Source organism: Paenibacillus algicola (assembly GCF_005577435.1).
Lineage (GTDB): Bacteria > Bacillota > Bacilli > Paenibacillales > Paenibacillaceae > Paenibacillus_AQ > Paenibacillus_AQ algicola.
Genome location: NZ_CP040396.1, coordinates 2,835,127 through 2,852,902, shown reverse-complemented (window position 1 = coordinate 2,852,902; position 17,776 = coordinate 2,835,127). Strand labels below are relative to the sequence as shown.

At 51.1% G+C, this 17,776-nt stretch carries 8 protein-coding genes; 7 read left to right on the top strand and 1 reads right to left on the bottom strand.

Features of this window, described 5'->3' with window-relative positions; all coding sequences use genetic code 11:
* Nucleotides 1–223 precede the first annotated feature (223 nt).
* From E6C60_RS13235 to E6C60_RS13205, 7 genes are all read left to right on the top strand, one after another.
* On the top strand, nucleotides 224–1,180 hold the full coding sequence (locus E6C60_RS13235) for an SDR family oxidoreductase (protein WP_138226276.1): 957 nt from the start codon (nucleotides 224–226) through the stop codon (nucleotides 1,178–1,180).
* Nucleotides 1,181–1,198: 18 nt separating this feature from the next.
* Nucleotides 1,199–6,787, top strand: coding sequence for a type I polyketide synthase (locus E6C60_RS13230; RefSeq protein ID WP_233281006.1), 5,589 nt, complete (start codon nucleotides 1,199–1,201; stop codon nucleotides 6,785–6,787).
* Complete coding sequence (locus E6C60_RS13225; RefSeq protein ID WP_138226275.1) at nucleotides 6,780–13,295, top strand: non-ribosomal peptide synthetase; 6,516 nt, start codon at nucleotides 6,780–6,782, stop codon at nucleotides 13,293–13,295. Before E6C60_RS13230 ends, E6C60_RS13225 begins: the two co-directional genes overlap by 8 nt.
* 29 nt (nucleotides 13,296–13,324) lie before the next feature.
* Nucleotides 13,325–14,083, top strand: coding sequence for a thioesterase II family protein (locus tag E6C60_RS13220; protein WP_138226274.1), 759 nt, complete (start codon nucleotides 13,325–13,327; stop codon nucleotides 14,081–14,083).
* A 169-nt stretch (nucleotides 14,084–14,252) separates the two neighbouring features.
* On the top strand, nucleotides 14,253–15,452 hold the full coding sequence (locus tag E6C60_RS13215; RefSeq protein WP_138226273.1) for an alanyl-tRNA editing protein: 1,200 nt from the start codon (nucleotides 14,253–14,255) through the stop codon (nucleotides 15,450–15,452).
* A 135-nt stretch (nucleotides 15,453–15,587) separates the two neighbouring features.
* Entirely contained in the window at nucleotides 15,588–16,805 is a 1,218-nt protein-coding gene (gene sstT / locus E6C60_RS13210; protein ID WP_138226272.1) for a serine/threonine transporter SstT, read from the top strand.
* Between the two features lie 121 nt (nucleotides 16,806–16,926).
* Nucleotides 16,927–17,313, top strand: coding sequence for a hypothetical protein (locus E6C60_RS13205; protein ID WP_138226271.1), 387 nt, complete (start codon nucleotides 16,927–16,929; stop codon nucleotides 17,311–17,313).
* Between the two features lie 37 nt (nucleotides 17,314–17,350).
* Here the strand turns inward: E6C60_RS13205 and E6C60_RS13200 are convergent, their stop codons facing one another.
* The gene (locus tag E6C60_RS13200) at nucleotides 17,351–17,698 is read right to left on the bottom strand and encodes a hypothetical protein (protein ID WP_138226270.1); all 348 of its coding nucleotides are present in this window, start codon (nucleotides 17,696–17,698) and stop codon (nucleotides 17,351–17,353) included.
* Nucleotides 17,699–17,776 lie beyond the last annotated feature (78 nt).

The window sequence follows — 17,776 nt, the reverse complement described above, 5'->3', positions numbered from 1 at the left end:
TTAACTCATGTTAATAACTTAACTCAAATTAACTAAAGTGTCAAGATGACCAATTGTGATTGATTATGCAGTTGATTATGTAGAGTTTGATTTGCTCCATTTTACATAAAAACCAAACTTTTTTAATAAAATTTACAAAGATAAATATATTTACTCAAGTACACTTTGTTGCATATAATGGAAGTGACTATTTATACAAAAAAATGCCAGAAAGGGGAAGTGTATGTCGAAGAGTCATGAGCTTCATGTCGTTGTCGGTACGGGACCGCTAGGTTTAGCTGTGATGGAGGAATTACTGCATCGGGGACATGTCGTTCGCATGGTTAACCGGAGCGGGCAGGCGACGGTGCTTGATGGCGTGCAGGTCGTCAAGGGTGATGCCACTAACGCGGTAAGTATTTCTCAAGCCTGCAGAGGGGCATCCGTTATCTACCATTGTGCCAAAGCTCCTTATACAGAATGGCCGGAAAAGTTTCCGCCTATTATGGAAGGCATAATCGGAGCAGCGGCGGCAGAACAAGCCAAATTGGTATATGGCGATAATTTGTACATGTACGGAGTGAAGCGCGAGCCATTGACGGAAAATTTACCGAATGCTGCGACAGGGCGCAAAGGCAGAACAAGAGCTCAGATGTCAGACCGATTAATGGCCGCGCACCGCGAGGGTGTGGTTCGAGCCGTCATTGGCCGCGGCTCCGACTTTTACGGTCCAGGTGTGCTGGATTCTGCATTGGGAGAGCGTGTTTTTAGGGCCGCACTTGAAGGCAAGCCGGCAGAGGTGCTCGGAGACATCGACACCCCCCATACCTATATTTATATCCGTGACTTCGCAAGAGGACTCGTGACGTTGGGCGAACGTGAGGAGGCACTCGGCCAAATCTGGCATGTGCCCTCCGCAGAAGTGATCACAACCCGGGAGTTAATAACGATGGCCTACAAGTCAGCAGATCAGCAGCCAAAATTTCGAGTGGCACCTAAGGCCTTTGTGTCGATGATGTCACTGTTTAATGCCAACATGAGGGAGCTAAAGGAGATGCTTTATTTGTATGAGCACCCCTTCGTCGTGGACAGCAGCAAGTATGAACGTGCTTTCGGCAAATTAACGACCCCTCACCATCAGGCTGTCCTCGAGACCATGAATTGGTTTAAGCTCACAAACGTTGTTGCAGGAGCAAGATAATATATCTAGGGGTGAAAAATGATGGTAGAAGTCGGTCAGAGGATGAGCAGCGGTGACAGCAGTGAAGTCAGAGAGCCGATCGCAGTGATTGGCATGGGCTGCCGTTTTCCCGGTGGTGCGCGTAATCTTGAGGACTTTTGGAGCATGCTGTGCCAAGGGGTGGATGGCATTGGCGAGATCCCTGAAGATCGCTGGAATATTTCCAGCTATTATGATCCTGATCGGTCAAAGGCTGGAAAGACGAACACGCAATGGGGTGGGTTTTTAGAGCAGATTGATCAATTTGATGCGGCTTTTTTCGGGATTTCACCTCGTGAGGCATCGTTGATGGATCCACAGCAGCGGCTGCTGCTGGAGGTTTGCTGGGAGGCGCTGGAAAACGGCGGACAAGTGGCTGAACGATTGAAGGGGACGAAGACCGGAGTCTTTATGGGAGGCTTTACGCTGGACTATAAGCTGCTTCAATTTGCAGAGAGCAATCGGCATCTGGTTGACTCCCACACAGCTACAGGAGCGATGATGACACTGCTCGCGAACCGGATTTCTTACTTCTTCGACTTTCGGGGGCCGAGCATTTCTTTAGATACGGCCTGTTCCTCATCGCTAGTTGCTGTTCACCTGGCCTGCCAAAGCATCTGGAGCGGTGAGAGCTTGCAGGCTCTTGCAGGCGGCGTGAACGTAATGCTAAAGCCAGATTATTTTATTGCCGAATCCAAGGCGGGGATGCTTTCACCGGACGGTCGCTCCAAAGCGTTCGACTCCAGAGCTAATGGTTATGTGCGAGGCGAAGGAGCCGGAGTCATCCTGCTGAAGCCCTTGACGCAGGCTTTGAAGGACGGAGATCCCATTCATGCACTTATTCAAGGAACCGGTGTAAACCAGGACGGTCACAGTTCTGGCATTACCGTTCCACGCGGGGAGTCTCAGCGACAGCTCATGCAAGATGTATACAGGGAGGCGAACATTGCTCCATGTAATGTACAGTATGTAGAGGCTCATGGCACAGGCACCCCTGTTGGCGACCCGATTGAGGCAAATGCACTGGGTTCTGTTTTATCCGAGGGCCGAAGTGAAGGAAATGTCTGCTACATAGGCTCTGTCAAAACAAACATTGGCCACACGGAGGCAGCTGCCGGTATTGCGGGGTTCATCAAAACTGTGCTGTGCCTGAAGCACCGACAAATTCCGCAGCATCTTCATTTGCGGGAGGGAAACCCGGATATTGAATTTGACAGGCTCAGGCTTCGTATTCCACAAGAGCTTACTCCGTGGCCAGAGTCAGAAGGACCGCGAATTGCTGGTGTCAATTCCTTTGGATTTGGCGGAACGAACGCCCATGTCATATTACAGGAGGCGCCGGAGGCATCCTCACTGTGCTCAAGCCTTGTACAGAATCAGGGAGAGGTTACTGAGGATTATCTGATCCCGTTATCGGCGCGGAGTGATACAGCGCTTCAAGCGTATGCCAGTCATCTCCTTGACAGCGTCCGAGACCAAGAGTCCCCGGCCTCTGTGAAACAGCTGGGCTACGGACTGGCGCTGCGTCGTGAACACCATAGCTGCAGAACAGCTATCGTTTCAAGCTCTACGGAAGAATGTATTGCAAAGCTGAACGATTTGCAGTCCGAAGAGTTCCCGCTTGCGGCCTCAGCCTCCAGCTTAAATCGAGACGGATCCGCAGCATCCCTTCCGCGTATTGTATTTGTATATACGGGGATGGGGCCGCAGTGGTGGGCTATGGGACGCCAGCTTTTTGAACAGGAATCCATATTCCGGGAAGCAGTCATCCATATTGATGACATCTTTAGGTCCTATTCCGGCTGGTCACTGCAGGATGCCATGCTGGCGGAGGAACAGGATTCACGGATGCAGGATACCGAGGTAGCCCAGCCTGCCAACTTTGCCGTGCAGATCGGCCTTACAGCGCTGTGGCGCTCATGGGGCATTGAGCCAGCAGCTATTGTGGGACACAGTGCCGGTGAAGTTGCGGCAGCTTATGCTGCAGGTGCAATGAGTCTTGAAGAAGCAGTCCGGGTTATCTATCACCGCAGCTCTTTACAGCAAACGACTACAGGACAAGGTCGGCTTGTGGCGGTCGGCCTTCCGCTTCAGCAGGCCAGATCCCGAATTCAAGGCATTTCTCAATCGGTATCCATTGCTGCGATCAATAGCCCGGGTTCAGTAACGCTCGTAGGCGACCCCACGATGCTGCAGCCGTTGACTGAGGAGCTTGAAGCTGAAGGTGTTTTTTGCAAATATCTGCAAGTCAATGTTCCTTACCATAGTCACTATATGGACCCGCTGCAGACAGAGCTTATGGATGTGCTGCATGATCTGGAGCTGCGGCCTGAAAGCGTTCCTTTATACAGTACCGCAACGGGGCATAAAGTAGCAGGTAGCGATCTGGATGCCGAGTACTGGTGGCGAAATGTACGTGAGCCCGTTTATTTTGCTTCTGCTGTTCAGGATATTCTGGAAGACGGATATCGATTGTTTCTTGAGGTCGGTCCTCACCCTGTGCTGGGAAGCTCTATTAAAGAATGCTTACAGAAGCAAGGAGTGGAAGGATACGTATTGCCGTCTCTTAGACGCAGCGCGCCGGAACGCAGAACCATGCTGGAATCACTGGGCCTCTTGTACGCACACGGCTGTCATGTCCGCTGGGATGTGCTTTATCCGGATCAGGTTCCATTTATTCCGTTTCCGTCCTATCCGTGGCAGCGGGAACGCCACTGGCAGGAGTCTGCTGCCTCAATTCAAGATCGGATTGAGAAGGAGGTTCATCCCTTATTAGGACGGCGTATTCCATCGCCTGATCCTACCTGGGAAGTGGAGCTGGATCTTTGGAGACTGTCTTACCTCAACGATCACCGGATCCAGAACGCAATAGTATTCCCTGGCGCAGGCTATGTAGAAATGGGTATGGCTGCCATGCGGGAATGGTACGGAAAAGCTGCACATGCCCTGTATACCGAGCATATTAGCTTTGTGAAAGCGTTATTTATCGACAACAAAAGCACCGTTAAACTCCGGATCATTGTGGATCCACAAGCGTCCTCCTTCAGCATATACAGTAATCCGCAAAACTCGGAATGGACTTTGCATGCAGAAGGGAAGGTAAGACCTTTCCAGGGCAAGAGAGATGCAGAACGCCTTCATATTACAGATTTGCAGCAACGCTGCCGTAAAGAAGTGGACAGTGACGTATGCTACGAGCATTTCAAGACGATGGGCTTGGAATACGGGAAATCATTTCAGGGTATACGCCAGCTGTGGCAGGGAGAAGGAGAGGCACTGGCCAGTGTAAATGTCCCTCTCGACATAAGTAGTGACCTGACCTCTTATCGGATTCATCCGGCTGTGCTGGACGTGTGCTTCCAGGTGATGGCGGCCGCTTTGCCCATATCCACCCAATCCTCTTCAGTTTACATGCCGGTTCGTGTCGGTGAAGGCTTTGTTTTCGGTGATCTTACCCCTACGATGTGGATTTACGCTAAGATCACACAACAGAATGAGCAGGGTCTCGAAGGTGATATTCAGCTATTAGACGAAGCAGGGCATGTGATTCTGGAGATTCGTGGCTGTCACGCGGTATCACTTCGGGATGAGCAGGAGCCGGCTTCAAAAAAGCAAAGTCATTACGAGCTTCGATGGGAATTACAGCAGCGGGACAACGACATAACGCCTTTATCAGCTAACACAGGACGATGGATCGTACTGCAGGATCGTCAGGGTGCTGCGGATAAACTGGTAGCGGAGCTGGAGCAGAGAGGGCACTCGTGTATACGAGTATATTCAGATCCTGATATGCGTTATCGATCTGACCTTGCGCTCGGACGATATTGGGTCAACCCGCTTAACCCCAATGACTTCTCATCATTGTTACAAGATATTATGGATGCAGATGATGCCGATCTAGCCGGTATTGTCCACTTGTGGAGCCTGGACGCAGCATCGGCGGGTTCCCTTGATCTGGAAGGTCTCCAAAAGGCACAGGACGAAGGTGTTCTAGCAACGATGCATCTGGTGCAGGCAATGTCAAATCGTATCTGGCGGAAGAAGCCCAAGCTGTGGCTTGTGACGCGAAACTGCCAGGCCGTTCAAAATCACGGTCAGCCCTTAGAGATTGCCCAGTCCATGATATGGGGATTAGCACGTACTATTGGACATCAGGAGCACATGGATATGTGGGGAGGCATTGTTGATCTGGAGGATGTAGACGACGCAGGTCGGCTTGCTGACGAATTGTTATCCTCTGACGGAGAAGATCAAATCGCTTTTCGTGGCGGAGAGCGCTATATACTTCGGTTAAAGGACCAGGCAGAATCCCCTTACCAAGTACCGGCAGCATTGCGTGCGGACAGCAGCTATCTCATTACCGGTGGTTTGGGAGGACTCGGTCTTCTTATCGCCCGCTGGATGGTTGAACGTGGTGCGCGCCGGCTTATTCTGCTGGGCCGCGAGTCGCTGCCGCCACGTTCCAGGTGGTCTGATCCAATAGACAACCACACACTGGCTCACAGAATTAAAGCTGTACAGGAGCTTGAGCGGATGGGAGCTTCGGTTCATGTGGCAGGATTTGATATTGCAGATGAAAAAGAGCTTGCCCGATTCGTCGCGGACTACGAACGGGAACACTGGCCTGCTATTCGAGGCATCGTTCATACAGCCGGAGTAGCCCAGCCTCAGCTTCTGATCCAGATGGACCAGCAGCAATTTCGTAATGTTTTGAGGCCGAAGGTGATGGGGGCCTGGAATTTACATTCTCAGTTTGCGGACAAGCCCCTGGACTTCTTTGTCCTGTTTTCATCCATCGCCTCCGTCGTCGTATCGCCGGGACAGTCGAATTATTCGGCGGGCAACGCTTTCTTGGACGCCGTAGCACATTATCGCCAAAGGCTTGGCTTACCCGCACTCAGCATTAACTGGGGACCGTGGGGCGAGGTCGGAATGGCGACACAGCTTGACCTGATTACATTTTTTAGTCATCGCGGCCTGTATCCGATGAGTAATGAACAGGGTCTAAAGGCGATGGAGATTCTGCTCGGTCAGCAGTCGGTACAAGCAACAGTCGTTGCTGCAGATTGGCCGGTCGTTGCCGAGAAGAATTTCCCGATGGGGATTGCGCCAATCATGCTGGAGCAGCTGGTGGTTCAGCAGGGAGATACTCAAGCTCAGCAGGGACCTTCCAATCACTCCGTCGACATCCTTAGCCAATTACAGCGTCTTCCGGACATGGAGGCACGAAAGCATCTACTGGAGCAATATATAACAGAGGTAGCTTCTTCCATCCTGCGGATTCAGAGTTCGCAGCTGCTGCCGGATCATCCCATTCATGCTTGGGGGTTGGATTCTATGATGGCGATTGAAATGAAGAATGTGATTGAATCCAGATTAGGCACGACTGTGGCTGTCGTTGAACTGCTAAAAGGCTCCAGCGTGGCGCAATTGGTGGCACTTTTGCTGCCGCAGCTGCCGGTGCCAGGTGAGAAGAATGACAGCGATGAGGTACAGGCGTTGCTGTCAGAGGCGGAGTCACTGAGTCTTGAAGAAGTCGAAGCGCTGCTGCAGGAAGCGGCTGCCGGCAGGGGGAACGAGCATGCATGAGACATTAAAGGACAAGCTGGCCGCACTGACTGCTGACCAACGAATGGAATTCTTAAAAGGAATCAAAAAAAAGCTGCAGGAGTCCCCCGCTGACGAAAAGCTTGTCACCGCCGGGAAATCCAAGGAGAGATACCCTCTCTCCTTTACCCAGCAGCGGCTCTGGTTCTTGCAGGAGCTTGATCCACAGAGCCCGTTTTACAACATTCCATCGGGGTTTCAACTGCGTGGCGATTGGGATGAGAAGCTGCTCAAGCGCAGCATGGAGGAGCTGGCACGCCGGCATGATGTGCTGCGTACGACATTTGCTTCGGACCAGGAAGGTGCGGCTGTTCAGATCGTGGCAGACCTTCCCCGCCTGTCATGGCAATCTGTAGATCTTCAAGCTCTGCCGGACCAGCTGCAATCACTAGAAATGATGCGGGTTCAGAATGAAGATGTCCAGAGACCGTGTGATTTACGAAACGGACCCGTGTGGTGGGCTACGCTCGTCAGGCTGAAGAGTGACGAATATCGTCTCATTGTAACGATGCATCATATCATATTCGATGGGTGGTCGCTGAGCGTTTTCATTAAAGAGCTGGCAGCCATCTACCAGACTTTAGCTTCCGGTGCTGAGGTATCTTCACTCCCGGTTCCAACACTCCAATATTCAGACTATGTGGCCATGCAGCGAGAAAAAGTGAATGAAATGGTGTTGGACAAGCAGCTTCGTTATTGGACCGGGCATCTCCAGGGTCAACTGCCGGTGCTTGAGCTGCCAACAGATCGGCCGCGTCCACCGGTTCAGACGTTTAAAGGGGCTGCGTATACTGTGCTGCTGCCTCAGGCGCTGTATGACGACTTGAAATCATTTAGTCGAAAACAGGAAGCTACGTTGTTTATGACTCTGCTCACTCTCTTCAAGGTACTCCTCTACCGTTATTCAGGACAGACTGACATTACGGTAGGCTTTCCGATCTCCGGCCGTCATCTGCCTAACACTGAGCAGGCCATCGGCGTGTTCGTGAACACACTGCCCATGCGAACAGACCTATCCGGCGAACCCTCTTTTGCGGATCTGCTTGGTAAGGTTCGCCAGACGGCACTGGAGGCCTATGAGCATCAGGATATTCCATTTGATCGACTGGTAGATGCAGTGAATCCTGAACGGAGCTTGAGTCATAACCCATTGTTTCAGGTGCTGTTTACCTATCAGAATGCGCTGCCTGAAATGATGCTCGGCGAACGCTCCATTGTATATGAAGCCGTGGACGGCGGGACGGCGAAATTTGATGTTTCACTGGACATTTACGAAGGTCCTGAAGGTCCTACATGCATATTTGAATACAATACAGATCTGTTTGACCGTCAGCGTATTGTCCGAATGGCTGATCATTTCTGCACTCTTGCGGAATCCGTTGTACGTATGGAGGATTGCCCCATTTCTGCATTGCCGATGCTATCTGAGACAGAGCGGCATACCATTCTTTACGAATGGAGCGGAGAATCCTTGGCATATGAACGTGAACTGCAGATCCATCAATGGTTCGAGCGGCAGGCTGACGCAACGCCTGAACGGCCTGCTTTAGTGCATAACAAACAAGTGTGGACCTACGATGAGCTGAATGCGAGAGCAAATCAGATCGCACGTTCACTGCAGCAAGCAGGTGTTGAGCACGGCAGCCGTGTAGGCATTTGTCTGGAACGTTCCATGGATATGGTCGCCGCCGTGCTGGCCGTTCTGAAAGCAGGGGGGGCATACGTGCCCATTGATCCCAGCTACCCGGCTGACAGGATAGAATTTATGCTTGAGGACGCGCAGATTTCTATTCTCCTGACACATATGCAGACCACAGATCATTTTAAAGACTACTCCATCAATCAGATCTCTCTTGATGGTGAGACATTGTTAAATTTTGCAGGGGAGAAAGGCAATCTTCCCGTTTCCGGTACGGAGAACAGCTTGGCTTATCTCATTTATACCTCGGGTACAACGGGGAAGCCCAAAGGCACATTGGTACGCCATGCCAGCTTGGTGAACGCCCTTGTTGGCTGGGAGAAAGCATACCGGCTTTCATCGGAGACCCGCTCGCATTTGCAGCTGGCCAGCTTTTCGTTTGATGTGTTCACGGGCGATTGGATTAGAGCGCTCTGTTCCGGAGCCAAGCTTGTGCTGGTGGATAAGGATGTAGTCCTCAGTGCGGAGCAATTGTACGAGACCATGGTGCATGAGCAGGTGGATTGCGCGGAATTTGTGCCGGCTGTTTTCCGAAATCTTGTTCAGTTTCTGAAGGAAACAGGTCGAACTCTTGATTTTATGCGTGTGCTGTGCATTGGATCTGATCGGTGGTATGTGCATGAATACGAGATGTATAAAATGTTGTGCGGTCCTCAAACCACATTGATTAACTCTTATGGTTTGACCGAGGCCACGATCGACACTACGTACTGTGACTCAGGCGTTGAAGACCTATCACCTCATCAGCTCATGCCGATCGGTCGTCCGTTTCCCAACCAATATGTCTATGTGTTAGACGCTTCACAACAGCCGGTTCCTGCCGGCATCGAGGGTGAATTGTATATTGGCGGGAGAGGGCTGGCTGCAGGCTATTGGAACCGGCCGGACCTAACTGCAGAGCGATTTGTACAGCATCCATTCAGTGACGAGGAAGGCGCGCTGCTCTACCGAACAGGTGACAGGGCTCGTTTTCTGTGGGATGGCAGGCTGGAACTGATAGGGCGGATGGACAATCAGATCAAGCTGAGAGGATATCGGATTGAGCTCGGGGAGATTGAGACCTCCATTACTTCTTATCCAGGGGTACAGGCATGTGCTGTAAAGGTTTGGGAGGATTCTATCCTGGCGGCTTGGATTATCCCTGAAGACAGCAGTGAGGTGAACATTGAAAGGCTGCGCCAAGCCCTCAAGAATATTTTGCCGGATTACATGGTGCCTGCTGCCTATATCATCGTGGATACACTGCCTCTTACGGTTAACGGAAAAATAGATCTGAACGCGCTGCCAGCGCCGGAAATATTCATGGACCTGAACAATGCTTATGTATCACCACGAACGCTGACCGAGGAGATGCTGTGCGAAATCTGGACTGAAGCTTTTAGAGTGCCCAGAATGGGGATTCATACTGACTTCTTTGTCAGTGGAGGCCACTCTTTGTTAGCGATTCAGATTCTCGCCCAGATCCGCAAGATTTTTAAGGTAGATCTGTCCATACAGGTACTGTTTAAAGCTCCGACCATTGCAGAGCTCGCTGCTGTAATTGCGCAAGAGAAGGGTGAGCTTGAACACTATAAAGAAGCCATTCATGAAATACCGGAATGTATACCCGACGCCGAAAATCGCTACGAGAAGTTTCCGCTAACCGATGTACAGCAAGCCTACTGGATCGGAAGAAACGATGCATTTGAAATGGGCAATGTTTCGACCCATAGCTACGATGAACTGGATGTGGAGGATTTCGATGCCGATCGTTTCGAGTCGGCCTGGAACAGACTCATTGTTCGCCATGACATGCTACGGGCTATTGTTACGGATGATGGGATGCAGCAGGTGCTGAAGGAGGTTCCTTTCTATCAGATTCCATTTATACAGCTTCAAGAGCTGGAACCGGAAGAAGTCGAGCTGAAGCTCGCATCACTGAGGCAGGAGATGTCGCATCAGATGCTTGCAACGAACAAGTGGCCCGTGTTCGATCTTCGAGTCAGCCTGCTTCATAACGGCAGAGCCCGGATTCATCTGAGCTCGGATGCGCTGATGTTTGACGCCTGGAGCTACGTCGTTCTTCTGCGGGAGCTGGCCGAACTGCACCACAATCCGGATGCCGAGCTGCCGGAGCTGAAGATTACGTTTCGGGACTATGTCCAGGCCGAGGAACGGATGAAAGCGTCAAGTGCATACCAACGCTCCTTGGAGTATTGGAAATCGCGTGTGCCTGAATTGCCTCCGGCTCCGGAGCTTCCAATGGCCAAATCCCCGGATTCTTTGAAAAACCCATACTTCACACGCCTGCATAACCGCTTAGAAGGAGATCATTGGAGCCGTTTAAAAACTAAAGCAACGTCCATGGGTCTGACGGCATCGGGTGTGCTGCTTGCTGCCTTTGCCGAAGTGCTTGCTGTCTGGAGCAAGCATCCGCGGTTTTGTCTGAATCTGACCTTTCTGAATCGGATGCAGCTGCATCCGCAGGTCAATGAAATGGTTGGGGAATTTACGTCACTCACTTTGCTGGAAATCGATGGATCGGGCTCCGATCGTTTTGTAGAACGCGCAGCAATGACACAGACAAATCTATGGAATGATCTTGAACATCATCACGTCAGTGGTGTGCAGGTGTTGCGCGAGCTGAGCCGAATGCACGGTCAATACCAAAGTGCGCTTATGCCGGTCGTATTTACGAGTGCATTGACGCTGCCTATCCCCGATCGCAAGCTAACAGGATTCGACTTGAAGCCGGTGTATAGTATTACGCAAACCTCGCAGGTATGGCTGGATTGCGGGGTGTGGGAAGACGAAAAAGTACTTTACTGTAATTGGGACGTCGTTCGGGAGCTGTTTCCGGAGGGCATGCTGGAGGAGATGTTTACCGCTTTTTTCGACCTGCTGTACCGGCTTGCTAATGAAGACGCCATCTGGCATGAACAAAACGTCATTCGTCATCCTCACAGCTCTCTGCTTGATTCAGCCGGCGAAAGGAAAGAACAGGAAGAATCTGCGGGTTTAATGCTACATGAGCTGTTTAGCCAAAAAGCCAGACAATTTCCTATGCACACTGCCGTTTCCATGCTGCAGCGTTCTATGACTTATGAAGAGCTGGAGCGGCTGACGAATCGGCTGGGCCGCATGCTGCGTCAATCCGGTGCAGGGGCGAATCAGCTTGTTGCTGTGATGATGGAGAAAGGCTGGGAGCAGATCGCAGCCGTTGTCAGCATCTTGAAGTCCGGCGCAGCGTATCTGCCGATTGATCCGGAGCTGCCTCAGGAACGCATTAATTATTTGTTAGTGCAGGGCGAGGTAAGTATTGTGCTTACCCAGCCATGGATTGAGGAGGTGATGAACCGGCAAGACAAGTCCATCACCTGGCTCATTGTCGACGATGGAGTTGCTGAAGGCGTTGAGGATGAACCGCTGGAATCAGCCCAGCAGTTGAAGGATTTGGCGTATGTTATTTTTACGTCGGGATCGACAGGTAAGCCTAAAGGCGTCATGATTAACCACATGGGCGCAGTCAACACGATTTTAGATGTGAATGATTCTTTTAATATTACTGAAAAGGATCGGGTGCTGGCTTTATCCTCGCTTAGCTTTGACCTGTCTGTTTATGATATTTTCGGTGTCCTGGCTGCAGGTGGGACGATCGTTTTGCCGGAGGCTGCGAGCAGAAAAGATCCTGCACACTGGATGTCATTAATGCAAAAAGAGCGTGTAACCTTGTGGAACTCGGTTCCAGCTTTAATGGGGATGCTGGTTGAATACGCTGCAAGCAGGCTTGTAGATGTGCCGGAATCGCTGCGTCTCATTCTCCTTAGCGGGGACTGGATTCCGCTCAAACTTCCAGAGGATATTCGTTCCTTGTCAAAAGGTGCAGAAATTGTGAGCTTGGGAGGAGCGACGGAAGCTTCCATCTGGTCCATTTTATATGTAATCAAAGAGGTGAACCCTGGCTGGTCCAGTATTCCTTATGGGCGTGCGATGCGAAATCAAGGCTTCCACGTGTTGAATAGTGCTTCATTAGAGCCATGCCCTGTGTGGGTGACGGGACATCTGTATATTAGCGGAGTTGGATTAGCCAAAGGATATTATCGTGATGATGAAAAAACGGCGTCGAGCTTCATCATTCATCCCCGCACGGGAGAACGTTTGTACCGGACAGGCGATCTGGGACGATATTTGCCTGATGGAAACATTGAATTTTTAGGCCGTGAAGACTTTCAAGTCAAGGTCCAGGGGTATCGTATTGAATTGGGCGAAATCGAGGTCGCACTTACTCAACATCCAGAGGTTCGGGAAGCGGCTGCTGCTGTCGTGGTTGCGGAAGATCAGAAGCCAAGGCTCGCTGCGTATTGGACAGGACGCGAAGCTTCTGCCGAGATTACGCAGGAAGAACTGCGGAGCTACCTTTCCAGCAAGCTGCCTCACTATATGCTTCCGGCGGTTTTCTTGAGATTGGAGTCGATGCCGCTCACAAGTAATGGAAAAGTAGATCGGAAGGCACTGCCAGTCATTAAGCTAAATGTATCCTCACCGCCAATGGATACCGTTTTCCCTCGAACAGATCTGGAGGAAAGACTGGCGGCATTATGGCGGGATGTTCTGAAGCTAAACATTGTTGGTGTACATGACAATTTCTTTGAATTAGGCGGAGATTCACTGCTTGCCGTTCGATTCATGATTAGGCTGCAGCATGAGACGGGAGAGAGTCATCCGCTGCGAGTCTTATTCGAGAAACCGACGATCGCAGAGCTTGCAGTATATCTGGAAAGCCTTGTATTTGCTAGTTATGCTCTGGAATAGATGTTGGTGCGAGAAAGGAGTACAGCTCAATGAACAATACATTAGCGGCCGGACATCCGTGGATTCACATTCCTGAACCCCGTCCCCATGCTCAATTACGCCTTGTTTGCTTGCCATATGCGGGAGGAAATCATTTGATCTACCAGCATTGGCCCCAGAAGCTTAGCACACAGATTGAAGTGCTTGCTGTGAAGCTGCCGGGGAGAGGCGAGCGTTTTATGGAACAGCCGCTGGTTCACCTTGATGAAATGATTGATCGTTTACTCCATGAAATCATGCCATATACGGACAAGCCATTGGCGCTGTTCGGTCACAGCATGGGTGCCATGATCGCATTTGAGCTGGCGCGTAAACTCAGTGCTTCCCGCACTGGACAGTTGTCGCATTTATTCGTCTCCGCCTTTAGTGCCGTTCACCTTCCCCGCCCCAAGAAGGGCCGTCATTTATTATCGGATGAGGAACTAAAGCTTGAGCTGCGCCAGTTAAACGGCACGAATGAGGAGCTGCTGAATCATGCGGAGCTGATGGAGCTGTACATGCCTGTGATCCGTGCAGATCTTGAACTGTGTGATACGTATCAATTTCGGCCGGGCGAGCCTTTAGACTGTGGTATTACCGCTATCGGTGGAAGGAAGGATGTGGGTATCCATGAAGATGATCTGGACGCCTGGCGCATCCACACTAGTCGTGGCTTTGAGCTGCATATGCTGCAGGGTGACCACTTCTTCCTCCATCCTGAAGCGGATCTACTGCTTCGCATCCTTGAACATTCACTAGGAAAGCAATAGAAGTCAGCAGCCATCTATAATGAATTGTTATTAGTAAAGGAGAGCCTCTGGGGCTTTCCTTTTTCTTTACGCCCGGCGCACGATATGCAGCAATTTTGAAGATTTATGATACATTAAAAGCGGCATAGAGAAGAAATCTCAATCCAACAAGAACAGTGAGGACACAGCGATGACACAAAAGCTATATTACAGCTCTGCTTATATCCGGGAGTGGAGTACAGAAATAACAAATACTGTTGAACGGGAGGATGGCATTTATATTGCGCTGGAGGAAAGTGCCTTCTACCCGGAGGGAGGCGGGCAGCCGAGTGATTACGGCTGGATCGGCAACGCTAAGGTGCTGGGTGTACAGTCAGAGAAGGGTCAATTGCTCCATCAGGTGGATCAGCTGCCGGCGGGCGGCGACGTGAACTGCCGTCTGGATTGGCACCGAAGGTTTGATCATATGCAGCATCACAGCGCTCAGCATTTATTGTCGGCAGTTTGTCTGCAGGAGCTTTCAGCATCCACGTTAAGCTTTCATCTCGGTCAGGATTATTGCACGATTGATATTGAAAGATCACAGCTTTCCCAGCAAGAGCTGCGGGATTTGGAGCTGGCCGTTCAGCAAGAGATTTATGAAAATCACTCTATCAAGAGCTACTGGGTCAGCTTGGAGCAAGCGGAGGCGCTGCCAGTCGTCAAGCCTCCGGCTGTAACTGGAGACATCCGCATCGTAGAGATTGAAGGGATTGAATATAATCCATGCGGCGGGACTCATGTCTCGGCTACGGGAGAGATCGGGATGATCAAGCTGCTGAAGTGTGAGAAGCAGAAGGGACATACCCGGATTTATTTTAAAAGCGGGTATCGAGCGCTGCAGGAATTCAATCAGAGTGCAGACATTCTCGCCAAGCTGTCAGTCCGGTTCCATGCGCCGAAGGAAGAGATGATGAACCGCGTGGCCAAATGGGAACAGGAGCAGAGGCAGCTGCTGGTACAGGTTCAAGCATTAAAAGCCGAGAATGACGCCTATCTCGGAGAGCGCCTGCTGGCGCAGCGTGACGGAGGCGTAGTTCATTCATCCTTTGCAGACAGGTCGCTCAAGGATTTGCAAAGCCTGGCCCTTAGGATGATCCAACAGGAGGATGTGGTCATCGTGCTGAAGTCCGACCCCGATCTTAAAGTGCTTATCGCACATCGGGGTGACCAACACCCCGGCTGTGGTGCCTATGTGAAACAGCAGCTTCATAGCGGAGCCAAAGGCGGGGGCAGCGACAGCATGGCTCAGGCGAGCTTTACCACGGCAGAGGATGCTAACGTGTTTTATAAAGCGGCTGTGAAGGCTTTCGCGTCCTTAACGCGGCAAGATGCAGCGGAGCAAGCCTGAGCCATCTGGATGGGAAAAAGAACCATCCCTGCACAAGCCATCTATTCCGTGATAAACTAACGCTACACCTCGCTACAGCGTTATGGTATTCCATCGGCGTAGCCAAGTGACTTACCTATGAACCGGAGGAATACGATGAAATCAGTATTTGGGGCATGGAGCCGAATCAGTCTTGTCAAACGAATCGGTTGGGGAATCCTGGCCGGCGTAATTCTTGCCTTGGTGCTTCCGGATGCGGCAGTCATTAGTATCCTGGGCTCTCTATTTGTATCTGCATTAAAGGCCGTTGCTCCGCTGCTGGTGCTGCTGCTGGTTATGTCGGCTATTGCCAATCATAAGCCAGGAGGCAGGACGAACATGAAGCGGATCTTGATGCTCTACGGCATCAGTACGTTTATGGCAGGCTTGATCGCGGTAGGGGCGAGCTTCCTGTTTCCCGTTTCCCTATCGCTGGTAACAGGCACGGAGGACCTCGCTCCTCCTGAAGGAATTGCTGAAGTGCTGCAGACACTGTTGTTTAATATTGTGGATAACCCGGTCCATGCTCTGATGAATGCGAATTTTATCGGGATTTTGGCTTGGGCGATTCTGCTTGGGGCAGCTCTTCGGAATGCCGGTGAAACGATGAAAAATGTGCTGGCTCAAGGCGCCGATGCCGTTTCGCTCATCGTCCGGTGGATCATTCAGTTTGCACCCCTCGGCATTTTGGGACTGATTTTTGAATCCATTACTTCTAATGGACTGGAGTCCTTGCTGGATTATGGTCAGCTGATTCTGGTGCTCGTAGGCTGCATGCTGTTTGTGGCTCTGGTGATGAATCCCTTGATTGTGTTTCTTCATCTTCGCAGAAATCCATATCCGCTTGTGGTTCAGTGTCTGAAGGAAAGCGGACTTACAGCGTTCTTCACCCGCAGCTCGGCAGCCAACATTCCGGTTAATATGAGACTGTGCGAGAAGCTCGGGCTGGACAAGGATACGTACGCGGTTTCCATCCCTTTGGGTGCGACCATCAATATGGCGGGAGCGGCGGTCACGATTTCTGTTCTGACGCTCGCAGCGGTTCACACCTTGGGCATTGAGGTGGACTTCGGCACGGCGCTGATTCTCAGCCTGTTATCGGCTGTATCCGCGACCGGGGCCTCGGGGGTAGCAGGGGGCTCACTGCTGCTGATTCCGCTGGCTTCCAGTCTGTTCGGCATTCCCGGCGACATTGCCATGCAGGTGGTAGGTGTGGGCTTTATCATCGGCGTACTGCAGGATTCCTGTGAGACCGCATTGAACTCTTCATCGGATGTGCTGTTTACAGCTACAGCTGAATATGCCGGTCAGCGCAAGGAGTTTGGCGCAAACTAGCCGCCGTTGAAGGACTTTAGGCGGGCTGGTGCTCATAAACTGTGGTAGACCTGATTGACAAATACCTGAAAAGGCATAGATCCTTATCAGGTATTTGTTATGTACAAGGAGGGATTTAACGATGCTGGTACAGATTTGTGGAGCTGTGTTTTCTTTTATTGTCGCCATCGTGATATCGTTTCAGATCGCTCTTGCGCTCGGCATGCCTTGGGGGAGTTACACTATGGGAGGCAAGTTTCCCGGTAAGCTTCCGGTGTTCATGAGGTTCATCTGTTTGCTTCAAATTGGCATTCTCGGTGGCTTCGCGGCCCTGGTTATGAGTCAATCTGGCCTTATCCCAGGTGCAGAAGCGCCTTCTGTCTTCAGTAAGTGGATCTGGGCTGCGGTTGCTTTTTCAACGGTAGCCGTGATTCTCAATCTGATTACTCCGAGCGTTCAGGAACGCAGGATCTGGGCCCCGGTGTCAGGCGTTTTACTCATAACGAGCCTAGTGGTAGCCGTTTTATAAATTCACGGATGGCGAATCATACTCAGCTTGAGCTGAGCTATTTCTGCTTGACCATGGCAATCCCGACGCCGATGACACCGAGTCCGATCCACGTCTTCCATGTGGGAACCTCCTTCATAAACCAATATCCCATCCCCAACGAGATCAGCACCTCTATACACTTAGCAATGATGAGCACATAACCCAGCTGATGTACTGCTTTCAGTCCAAATTTGATCCCGTATCCGATCGCAAGATTGGAACCAAGAAAGAGAGGCAACATCAGCAGCTGAAATTTCAGGGTAGACCCGAAGTGAGGGTCAATATACTTGCTCTGATATGAAAAAATAACGTTGATACATGTTAATCCAGCCAGTAACAGTCCGAAGCTTACGAAATATAGCATCCTGCTCTCCTTTCCGGATCTGATGGTGACGTTAGTTTTCCTAATCGCCAACAATTTTATCCCGGGGCAATTGTCAGT

Coding starts and splice junctions, on each gene's coding strand:
- E6C60_RS13230 (WP_233281006.1), top strand. CDS start 1,199: ATGATGGTAGAAGTCGGTCAGAGGATGAGCAGCGGTGACAGCAGTGAA.
- E6C60_RS13205 (WP_138226271.1), top strand. CDS start 16,927: ATGCTGGTACAGATTTGTGGAGCTGTGTTTTCTTTTATTGTCGCCATC.
- E6C60_RS13225 (WP_138226275.1), top strand. CDS start 6,780: ATGCATGAGACATTAAAGGACAAGCTGGCCGCACTGACTGCTGACCAA.
- sstT (WP_138226272.1), top strand. CDS start 15,588: ATGAAATCAGTATTTGGGGCATGGAGCCGAATCAGTCTTGTCAAACGA.
- E6C60_RS13200 (WP_138226270.1), bottom strand. CDS start 17,698: ATGCTATATTTCGTAAGCTTCGGACTGTTACTGGCTGGATTAACATGT.
- E6C60_RS13235 (WP_138226276.1), top strand. CDS start 224: ATGTCGAAGAGTCATGAGCTTCATGTCGTTGTCGGTACGGGACCGCTA.
- E6C60_RS13215 (WP_138226273.1), top strand. CDS start 14,253: ATGACACAAAAGCTATATTACAGCTCTGCTTATATCCGGGAGTGGAGT.
- E6C60_RS13220 (WP_138226274.1), top strand. CDS start 13,325: ATGAACAATACATTAGCGGCCGGACATCCGTGGATTCACATTCCTGAA.